Annotated in this window: 3 protein-coding genes and 1 pseudogene; 2 read left to right on the forward strand and 2 right to left on the reverse strand. The window is 42.8% G+C overall.

Annotation, left to right across the window (positions count from 1 at the left end; translation table 11 throughout):
• Positions 1-161: 161 nt before the first annotated feature.
• Both aadA1 and blaPSE read right to left on the reverse strand, forming a co-directional pair.
• A pseudogene (gene aadA1 / locus R7070_RS24460) lies at positions 162-1,000 on the reverse strand (ANT(3'')-Ia family aminoglycoside nucleotidyltransferase AadA1).
• A gap of 117 nt (positions 1,001-1,117) precedes the next feature.
• Positions 1,118-1,951 carry a PSE family carbenicillin-hydrolyzing class A beta-lactamase gene (gene blaPSE / locus R7070_RS24465; protein ID WP_181726425.1) on the reverse strand — a complete coding sequence of 278 codons (834 nt, stop codon included), beginning with the start codon at positions 1,949-1,951 and terminating at the stop codon, positions 1,118-1,120.
• 178 nt (positions 1,952-2,129) lie between these two features.
• Between blaPSE and R7070_RS24470 the strand changes: the two genes are divergently transcribed.
• Together R7070_RS24470 and R7070_RS24475 are read left to right on the forward strand one after the other, a co-directional pair.
• Positions 2,130-2,870 (forward strand): subclass B1 metallo-beta-lactamase VAM-1, encoded by a 741-nt coding sequence (locus R7070_RS24470; protein ID WP_181726415.1) that lies wholly within the window; start codon positions 2,130-2,132, stop codon positions 2,868-2,870.
• Positions 2,871-2,893: 23 nt separating this feature from the next.
• On the forward strand, positions 2,894-3,318 hold a 425-nt coding region (locus R7070_RS24475), incomplete at its 3' end, for a GNAT family N-acetyltransferase (RefSeq protein ID WP_318081625.1).

A 3,318-nucleotide genomic window follows, 5' to 3' on the forward strand; every position in this document is an offset into this window, starting at 1 on the left:
TACTTCGCCAACTATTGCGATAACAAGAAAAAGCCAGCCTTTCATGATATATCTCCCAATTTGTGTAGGGCTTATTATGCACGCTTAAAAATAATAAAAGCAGACTTGACCTGATAGTTTGGCTGTGAGCAATTATGTGCTTAGTGCATCTAACGCTTGAGTTAAGCCGCGCCGCGAAGCGGCGTCGGCTTGAACGAATTGTTAGACATTATTTGCCGACTACCTTGGTGATCTCGCCTTTCACGTAGTGAACAAATTCTTCCAACTGATCTGCGCGGGAGGCCAAGCGATCTTCTTCTTGTCCAAGATAAGCCTGTCTAGCTTCAAGTATGACGGGCTGATACTGGGCCGGCAGGCGCTCCATTGCCCAGTCGGCAGCGACATCCTTCGGCGCGATTTTGCCGGTTACTGCGCTGTACCAAATGCGGGACAACGTAAGCACTACATTTCGCTCATCGCCAGCCCAGTCGGGCGGCGAGTTCCATAGCGTTAAGGTTTCATTTAGCGCCTCAAATAGATCCTGTTCAGGAACCGGATCAAAGAGTTCCTCCGCCGCTGGACCTACCAAGGCAACGCTATGTTCTCTTGCTTTTGTCAGCAAGATAGCCAGATCAATGTCGATCGTGGCTGGCTCGAAGATACCTGCAAGAATGTCATTGCGCTGCCATTCTCCAAATTGCAGTTCGCGCTTAGCTGGATAACGCCACGGAATGATGTCGTCGTGCACAACAATGGTGACTTCTACAGCGCGGAGAATCTCGCTCTCTCCAGGGGAAGCCGAAGTTTCCAAAAGGTCGTTGATCAAAGCTCGCCGCGTTGTTTCATCAAGCCTTACGGTCACCGTAACCAGCAAATCAATATCACTGTGTGGCTTCAGGCCGCCATCCACTGCGGAGCCGTACAAATGTACGGCCAGCAACGTCGGTTCGAGATGGCGCTCGATGACGCCAACTACCTCTGATAGTTGAGTCGATACTTCGGCGATCACCGCTTCCCTCATGATGTTTAACGCCGCCATAAGTTGCGGCTTTGTAGTTGATTGTTTTGTGGTAGCGTAGCGTTAAGCCACAAAACAAGCGACGGAAAAGCCGTCAACTTGATGGCCTTGTTAGCCTTATCAGCGCGACTGTGATGTATAAACGTCAAAAATTGAACGACCAATTTTAACAATCGCATCATTTCGCTCTGCCATTGAAGCCTGTGTTTGAGCTAGATAGATGCTCACAATAATTGGGGCTTGATGCTCACTCCACACAACTGCTGTAATACTCCGAGCACCAAATCCGCCAGCACCTGAACGATCCGCAATGTTCCATCCCGCCGGCAATACTGAACGTAGTAAATTACCAGTGACTTGATTGTTCACCATCCAAGACTCTAATTTTTTTTTGTTCATTTCAGATAGCGCTGAACCAAATAAAAATTTATTCAAAGTACTGGCTATTGCCTTAGGAGTTGTCGTATCCCTCAAATCACCGAGCTTACCTTCATTTAAATCAGGCTCAATACGGTCTAGACGAGTCTCTTTGTCCCCAATTTGTCTTAAAAAATCAGTAACGCCTTTGGAGCCACCTACAGCACTTAGGATGATATTTGCCGCAGTATTATCACTTGTAGTCATAGTTGCGAAGCACGCATCATCGAGTGTGATTGCCTGCCCTACTTGCTTTTCTATTACAGGGGAATAGGTCACAAGATCTGCTTTCTTAATCTCGACTGTACTATTGGGATTAACTTTTCCTTGCTCAGCATCATATAGTAATTTAGCGCAAGCTATTGTTTTAAAAGTACTTGTCAACGGGAAGCGCTGATTGCCATTGTAATCCCAGTATTCTCCATTTTGAGTATCAAGAACGGAAACACCTATACGAGCAGAAAGAGAAACTTCAATTGCCTTAACGTCTTGTTCAACTTGCCGAAACTTTGAACTACTTGCAAAAGCATAAAAGATACGCTATTCTTAGCATTTGCTCCATGTCTCAATGCATTAAAAGATTACAAACGCATATAAGGTTACTTAAGATAAATGTCTCTACTTAGTCGCTATGAACAACTTAATTTGATTCAATGTAATAGACGTTACAAGCTCATAATTGCACATTTTTAATGACGTTCAGAGGTCGTCAATAATGAATTTTCTGATAAAAAATATTCTGCTCATTACTCTTTTTGTTCCTTTTGTAACAGCAGCAAACAATACAGACACTAAAACGCTGGAGGTTAAACAATTAACCGATAATATCTATCAGCATATCTCATATAAACATGTTGAGCCTTGGGGGTTTATTGGCGCGTCTGGCTTAATTGTAGTCGATGGAGATGCGGCATACCTGATTGACACTCCTTGGACGACCAAAGCAACCAATCAACTTATTGAATGGATTGAAGATAGAGGTCTCGTACTAAAAAGCGCAATAGTAACTCACTTTCATGAAGATGCGAGTGGTGATTTACCACTTTTAAATGATTTAAAAGTTAACACTTATGCCACTTCACTCACTAATCAACTTCTTAAACTCAATAACAAAGAAATTTCGAATACTGAAATATCGAGCAATGAACTCAAAATTTTCAACGGCATTGCGACAGTGTATTATCCTGGCCCAGGCCATACTGAAGATAACATCGTTGTTTGGTTACCGAATGAAAAGCTATTATTTGGCGGTTGCTTTGTTAAAAGCCTCCGTAATAAAAGTCTAGGTTACACTGGAGATGCAAATATAGGCGAATGGTCGAACTCTATTCAAAGAGTGCTGCAACGCTATCCAGATATAGTCACTGTAGTGCCTGGGCATGGTCAGGTTGGAGACGTTAGTTTACTCCTTCATACACAAAAATTAGCATCATCCGATAAGACTTCTGACAAATAGACAAATAAAGCAAAGGAAAAATAGTGGAGCTAAGAGGTAGTAGAATAAAACTATCACCATTTGATAGTTCAGATAGACAGTTGTTCATAGAAATATCAATGTGCCCCATTATGATGGAGCATGTGTATGAGCCTCTAACTTATCAAGAAGCTGTGGCAGCGTTTGAGTTAAAATCTCAATCTTGGCAGTTTGAAAGTGATCACTGGCTTTCATTTGGTATTGAGGACATATCATCAGGAGAAAAGCTGGGCAGTATTGGATTGAAGGTCATTAATCACAAGGCGCGAATAGCCGAAGTAGGTTACATGATTAAGCAAAGTGCTCAAGGCAGGGGAATTGCTGGAGAAGCTTTAACATTAATTAAGCAATTTGGGTATAGGAAGTATAAACCACCTTTTTGCTCCTCATCCGAAGTATCTTACCTGAAATTCCCTCACTCGTTTACCGC

It is taken from the genome of Vibrio sp. 1557, from assembly GCF_033340175.1.
Taxonomy (GTDB): Bacteria; Pseudomonadota; Gammaproteobacteria; order Enterobacterales; family Vibrionaceae; genus Vibrio; species Vibrio alginolyticus.